At 59.6% G+C, this 7145-nt stretch carries 5 protein-coding genes; all 5 read left to right on the top strand.

Features of this window, described 5'->3' with window-relative positions; translation table 11 throughout:
* Positions 1-799: ASPIC/UnbV domain-containing protein (locus tag QZY03_RS18030; RefSeq protein WP_295583505.1), on the top strand; the 799-nt coding region annotated here is incomplete at its 5' end.
* Between the two features lie 162 nt (positions 800-961).
* Positions 962-1144, top strand: coding sequence for a hypothetical protein (locus QZY03_RS18025; RefSeq protein WP_295583502.1), 183 nt, complete (start codon positions 962-964; stop codon positions 1142-1144).
* 414 nt (positions 1145-1558) lie between these two features.
* Entirely contained in the window at positions 1559-2956 is a 1398-nt protein-coding gene (locus QZY03_RS18020; RefSeq protein ID WP_295583500.1) for a sulfatase, read from the top strand.
* Positions 2957-3856: 900 nt separating this feature from the next.
* The gene (locus QZY03_RS18015) at positions 3857-6598 is read left to right on the top strand and encodes an FG-GAP-like repeat-containing protein (RefSeq protein ID WP_295583497.1); all 2742 of its coding nucleotides are present in this window, start codon (positions 3857-3859) and stop codon (positions 6596-6598) included.
* 360 nt (positions 6599-6958) lie between these two features.
* Positions 6959-7145, top strand: a 187-nt coding sequence (locus QZY03_RS18010) for a hypothetical protein (protein WP_295583495.1), incomplete at its 3' end; no start/stop codon positions are given.

The following is a 7145-nucleotide window of genomic DNA, read 5'->3' as shown; positions in this document are numbered from 1 at the left end:
CGCCGCCGAACAGCAGTTATTTCGCAATCAGGGCAACGCCAACCACTGGATAGAACTCGACTTGGAGGGGGTGACGTCCACGCGCGATGGCGTCGGCGCCATCATCTACGCGACGACCCCCGATGGCCGGGTGCAGCTGCGTGAGCAAAATCACGGCGTCCACCGCTATGTTCAGGATGCCGTGCGCACCCATTTCGGCCTGGCCGGCAACACCGCGGTCGAACTCGAAGTGCACTGGCCAAGCGGCATCGTCGACACCTTTGCCCGACTGCCGGTCGACCACATCCACCGTCTGGTCGAGGGCTCCGGTGACCGTGCACCGGTCTGCGGTACCCCGGTCTACGCCGCGGCAACCGAGTCGGTGATCCTGCTGTACAACGACTGCGGCACCAACCGCTGGCATGTGCGGGCCACGGCGGGCGGCCAGTTCGTGACCTATCGGGGTGGCCTGATCGCCGATCAGCCGTTCGCCAGTCTGACTGGATTCTCCTTTGAATTCGGCGACCTGCTGCCTCCGCCCAACTATGTCATGAGTGTGGGCGGGATTTGGCAAGACGGGCTCGACTTCACGCTCGCGACGGGGGCCAAAGCGTGTTTCAGCCTGACCGCCCCCGTAAATAAGGTGATCCTAGCCGGAGCCACGCGCCTACCGGTGGGAACGGCGGTGAGCCTTCCCGACTTCGGGCTCTGCACCACCAGCCCGGCGGTACCCAGTGCCGCGAACCTGAGCGTCATCGAGGCCGCCGGAACGGCGATGTTCAACGTCACCCTGACACCCGCAGCCAGCAGCGATCAGTAGGAGCAGGTGAATTACCAGACAGCGAATGGCAGCGCCGTGCTCTAAAGTGATTATCGCCTTCGTACCTGATATCCAGACAGACCCTGATGTAGGGGGGGGTTGAAGCCCGCCCCTACGTCCGGTTATCACGTCCGAATACTATACACGGCCACATCCCCTAGCTTGACGTTTCCGGCCCGCGAAACCCAGCGCACCGTCGCGGTACCGATCACCGACGATGCGCCTCGTGAGAACGGCAAGACCATCAGCCTGAACCTGACCAGTGGCGTCACCAAGGTGGTGACGGCGACCATTGTTGATGACGACAGCGCCTGCACCCTTCCCGCCTGCGAAACGCCGGCTTAATCGGTGGCAACTGAATCGCCGAGCTTGCCCGGTTACCAGGCATGCGCACCGCCCTGATCGGGCATAGACATCGCGCGAGTCGGTGCGCACCGCGCAGCAGACCGACTTAAGTACATCAACACAATTGTTTATAAGAGATCAGAGATAAACGAGGCCTTGATCATGGTTCCGGCCACTTGGGCTCGCCGGGTGCGTAGTCAGGCCATCCTGGCCTGACACCGTCAGGGCTGGAAGCCCTGACTACGCATGCCGCTGGCCGGGATTACGATCAAGGCCACAAACGAAAAAGAAAACAATTTAAAAACAGTAACTTAACATAATAGCGCCATATAAAATATTCTGTTGGAGTACTTAATCTTGTATTATGTTAAAATGTCGCAACCTGATAAAAAACAACCTGATCGATACCGAGCTATGAATCAGCATTATCGCTTCGTTCTCTGCTTACTGGCGGCAATGGCACCATTCGCCGCATCGACGCAAGCAGCTCCCGCAAAAAACGTCCTGTTGATCCTCACCGATGACATGAATGACGAACTGGGGTGCTACGGCAGCCCGGTCGTCAAATCACCGAACATCGATGCATTGGCCGACCGCGGCGTTCGTTTCAACAATGCCAATGCGAACTACCCCGTCTGTAATGCCTCACGAACGTCCATGCTTAGCGGCGTCTATCCGGAGTCATCACGAGTCTATTACAACACCGACAATCCCCGCACCTACTTGGGGCCCGACTGGGTGATGCTCCCGGAGTATTTCCATAATCAAGGCTATTACACTGCACGTGTGGGAAAAATCGCCCACGACACCTTCGTTCGTGAATTTCACTGGGACTTGGACCGCGAGAACGGCGTTCTGACCAAAACGCCCCCCCCTTACACCACCGTGGCAAAAGGCGGAGTTGGGCTTTTGTCGTGGTCAGCCACCACCCAGTTAGATGAGCATACGCAGGACGGGCGAAACGCACGCTACGTCGCCCTACTCTTGGAGCAACGCAAGGGCCAGCCTGAACCGTTCTTCATTGCCATGGGATTCCGTAAACCGCATACTCCCTGGACCGTTCCGAAAAAATATTTCGACATGTACTCGACCGCGCAGATCAAGGTGCCCCATGAATCGGGTGAGCCGACCAATGATCGAGCGGATATTCCGTCAGTCGCGCTGACCAACAACCCGGAATGGGCAAGCGTGGGTACCAACGACGAACGCCGCAAGGCCATTCTTGCCGCTTATGCGTCACACTCCTTTGTGGACGCGGGTGTCGGTGTCCTCCTGGACGCCCTCACCCGCCTCGACCTCTGGAAGGACACGGTTGTCGTCTTTGCCAGCGACCATGGTCAACACTTCGGCGAGCATGGCGGATTGGTTGCCAAGCACACACTCTTCGCTGAAACCACGCGGGTACCTTTTATCATTGTCGCTCCGGAAAAAAGCGTCGCACAGGTGGCCGACGCGCCCGTGGAACTGCTTGACCTGTATCCGACACTGGCTGAACTCTGCGGATTGCCGATTCCCGATGCGAACGAAGGTGTCAGCTTGGTGCCGCTGCTGGACAATCCGGCAGCAGACGTCGACAACGGTCCGGCCTACAGCGTGGTGAGGCGGTCGGGCGGCGGCCGGAGCATCAGGAATGGTCTCTACCGTTACACTGAGTGGGGTTGGGGCAAAGTGCCGACGGCGGCGGAATTGTACGACCTGCAGGCGGATCCAGGCGAGTTCACGAATCAGATCGGCAATAGCGCGTATCGCAGCATCCTCACCAGCTTACAACAGGATCTCGTGCTCGCCAAAACACGACCCTCGCTCAAATGATAAGGGAGTCCAACGCTTACCAAATCTGAATCGCGGTGAGACCTTGATCGTCATTCCGGACGATCGGGTCGGGGTGACGGGATTCCGCCCGTCACCCCCAACACGATCGGACCTGCGGATTTACGCATCCGGCGCTTGTGCCCAGCAAGCTTAGCCCGCGAGCGTCCACGCTGCGGGAATCCACCCTCTTGGGCTAGACCCTCCGAGTCGGTAACTGCCGCGCCCGTGTCGCTGCTCTCCGTGCCCCCTGCCTCGTGGATGCAGACTGTGGTCCTCTGGTGACTCTTCTTGTGACTCGTCGGTCCTTCGCTCGTCCCGGCTTTCACGGGGCGTCAACGTGACTACCGCCTCTGCTGACCTCAACACGCTCTCTCGTGCCAGATCTACTATGCCCTGTGTCCGGACCCGTGATCAAGGCCCCCAACCTGAGCACGTTACTTTGAGTTCCGTTTGGTTTTCAAAACTGGATAAGACTTAAAGCCGACGATCGCGAACAGATGCTCGGCCGGACGCGGCTGGAGTCAACGGTCGCCTCGGCTAAAAAACACTTATCGCTCTCGTTACTCCCAGTCTTTTCGAAATTTTTTGTGGATATGTCATTTAATGATTACATAGTTACAATACTTTTTTTCCAGTTATAGCCCTAGACCAGGCGCCTGACAGCACAAATCGCTCCGCTCGACTCCGTGAGTCAGCGTTTTGTTTAACGGAACGTTACCAATCACAGCAGCAGTCAAACCGTAAACGCCTCTTATTCGACAGCATCTCCTCAAGCTCCAACGAGCACCGCAACATCGCTACAAAAGTTGGCTCGTATGTTGCCTATAATTAATCGTCAGCCCTAGAGCGACACCAGAATTTTTCTTAAGTTTCCTATAGGTCTAATGCGAGGAGAGATGTATGTGCAAGAAATCCCGTTACGCCCGGCGTTCAGCCCGAGCAGCCGCGGCACTCCTGACGATCGGAGCCTCAACGGTCGGCGCGGAGATTCGGTTCGAGGATGTATCGGCATCCGCTGGGATCAACGACACGGGGGAAACCTATGGGACAGGGTTCCTCGACACCAACGGCGACGGCTACCCGGAGATCTTTGGCACTAAGCACCAGTTCCTGCCTTCCGTTCTCTACCAGAATCAGCCGGGCCCCTCGGGTAGCCGCATCTTCCGGGACGTGGCATCTGAGGTCTTGGGAGGCATCTTCGAGGTACGCACCGACACCCACTCGATGGCATCCGCGGATTGGGACAATGACGGCGACCCGGACATCATGGAGGTGACGGGCGCCGGCTGGACCTTCCCGCTGTGGCTGAACGACGGCGCCGGTCAATTCACCAATCTGGGGGGCCAACTGGGATTCGCCTATCCACCCACTTGGTCCCGCAGAGGGAGGATGCCCACCGGCGGTCGCGCCCCGATATTCTTTGACTACACTGGCGACGGCAAATTGGACGTCCTGGTCGTCGCCAGGGACAATTTTTTTGCCTATCGTCAACCCTCGGCCACATTCCGGCAGGATACGTCACCCGACGGGTTGCCACAGTTCGTCCTGGACGAGTCGACTGGAGTCGATCTGGTCAATGACGTCCCCTGTCACTACGCACTGCTGGCGGAACTGACTGGCGACGGGGTTCAGGATGTGATCTGCGCCGACTCATCCGCAGTCACACGGATCTGGGACATCACACAGATGCCGTTCCGCGAACTGCGGTCGGTCGTTGGTGATACACTATACACGGCCTTCCCCTTGGATCTTGCGGCGGGAGACTTCGACGGCGACCTGCGAACCGATCTGTTTGCGCCCCGCGGCACTTCATCGACAAACCTCGTCGGCGCGGTCGACAGCAAGACCGCGCACGCGGTGTTCGACAAGAGCCTGCCCTTCGACAGCGGGTTCGCCTTCACGGCGAGCGGCGCCGTCACCTTCGAATTCGACTGGTTTACCACCACCCAGGAAATCTACTTCGGGTCCGCCGGACAACACCCCGCGGCAAGCAGTCAACTGCCAACCCTGCCCGGCCAGCTGCCCGGCTCCATGCCGCTTCACATCAAGTTCACCCTGACCGCGGACCAGGCACAGGGACTTGCGCCTCGCCCAACGGACATTCCGCGCGGAATCGTCATCGGCGTGGTGAACGGTCAGTGGCAGGTCAGGTGGATTGGTACTGACCTTTGGGCGATGGGTATGGTGATTCGCGCCGCAGACTCGCTGTCCCAACTAAGCGCGATCGGACCGGTGCGCGTTGGACAACCGACCGCCGGGTCGCCGCTACTGATGCTGCAGAACCAGGACCACCAGCTCGTCAACAGATCAAGTCAGATTCAGAGCGTGAATCGCTCCTGTAACGCGGCCGCTGCCGGCGATCTGGATAACGACATGGATCTCGACGTCTATGTCGGATGCACCGGCGAATTGTCAAATCTTCCAAACACCATTTACGAAAACCAGGGCAACGGCACCTTTGTGCCCGTGCCCCAGGCCGGCGGGGCTGAAGGGCAGATGCCTGAAGGACGGCTCGACACGGTCAGCCTGGGCGATTACGACCTGGACGGCAAACTGGACGTATTTCTGGCCAACGGCTTCCTGCTCCGACCCTTCTCCTATGCCGGCAAGCAGCAGTTGTTCCGCAACACCGGCGCAACCGGCAATCATTGGATTCAGATCGATCTGGAGGGGACGATCTCCAATCGCGACGGCATCGGCGCCATCCTTTACGCCACCACTCCGGACGGCAAAGTCCAGATGCGCGAGCAGGGCAATGGAATGCACAAGAAGGCCCAGAACTTCAAGCGCATCCATTATGGCCTGGCCGGGAACACCAACGTAAACCTGGAAGTCCGGTGGCCGAGCGGGACAGTGGACACCTTCACCGGATTGCCTGCTGACCAGGTTCACCATCTGGTCGAAGGAACCGGGTCAAACCGTTCCTTCAATGTCACCGTCACTGATCCATCCGTGGCAGAGACGGCGGGCGCCGCGGAATTCGCCGTCACCCTGTCGCCCGCACCCGGACCTGGGGAAACGGTAGCGGTCGCGTATCAGACGGCCGACGGGACAGCCCTGGCCGGCAGCGATTACACCGCGACGAGCGGCACCCTGACGTTTGGCCCCGGCGAGACCGTCAAGACGGTCGCGGTGCCGGTCATCGACGATGCCATCACCGAGGGGGACGAGACCTTCGACCTGACACTGACCGGTACACAAACCGGCGAGGTCACAGCCACCGCCAACATCCTCGACAACGACACCGCGGTGACACCGCCGGCCTGCGGCGCGCCGAATCCGGCCTATAACAAGGCCACCGAGACAGCGGTCTTTCTCTGGAACGACTGCGGCACCAACCAGTGGCACCTGCGCGGCACTAGCGGAGGCCAGGTCGTCGGATTCGCAGGCAGCCTCACCGCCACCCCCCCCTTCGCCAGCCTGTCAGGGTTCTCGTTCGAGTCAACGGATCGGCTGCCGCCCAACTTCGTCATGAATGTGGGCGGGGGTGGGCAGGACGGGATTGACTTCAGCCTGGCGATTGATGGGCAAGCGTGCTTCAGCGTGACCGCACCGGTCAACGCGACCGTGATCGCCGGGTCTGATCGGGTCCCCGTGACCAGTCCCGTCAGCCTGCCCGGCTTCGGGCCATGCACTGAATAGTCGGTCTGTCGGCACCTTGAGGTGCTGACCAAGGTTCCGCCAGCCCATGCGGGCTGGCAGGACTTACGCCATGCGAACGGCAGCCTGGGGATCATCAATCGTTTTTTAACCTTGAGATCCGTCCGGCTCGTCGGATCGCTATAATATCCGGAACTTGTTCATCATCGGCAACGGTTTGAAAACCCTGGGCCAGACGGTGATCAACGACGAGTTTAGGCCCAGTTAATTTTTTACGAACGCACTTCAGTTGTTTCGCATGAACGCGTGGCCGCACCAGTCGGTGCTGCGAATGTGAGACCGAACCGGCAAGACGCTATCGAAGCGTCGGGACGAACAGCAATGGATCAATCGAAACCAAGAATGCACTCAGCCAAGGCGTTCGCCGCGGCGATGTCGGCACGTGCCGGCAAGCGCCGCATGCTGCTGATCGGCGGCGCGGCGCTGCTGCAGCTTGCGGCGGGAGCTCAGGCCGCCCTGAATGCCGATCAATTCATTGAGGCCAGAGACGGCGACGGTCGCCCGGTGATCGACAGCGCCGGTGAGACCT

This window comes from uncultured Lamprocystis sp., assembly GCF_903933125.1.
In the GTDB taxonomy this organism is placed as follows: domain Bacteria; phylum Pseudomonadota; class Gammaproteobacteria; order Chromatiales; family Chromatiaceae; genus Thiodictyon.
The sequence above is the reverse complement of the archived record's forward strand: the minus strand, read 5'-3'. Positions and strand labels throughout refer to the sequence as shown.

Excerpts from the sequence above, each read along its gene's own strand:
- QZY03_RS18020 (WP_295583500.1), top strand. The coding sequence starts at position 1,559 with ATGAATCAGCATTATCGCTTCGTTCTCTGCTTACTGGCGGCAATGGCA.
- QZY03_RS18015 (WP_295583497.1), top strand. The coding sequence starts at position 3,857 with ATGTGCAAGAAATCCCGTTACGCCCGGCGTTCAGCCCGAGCAGCCGCG.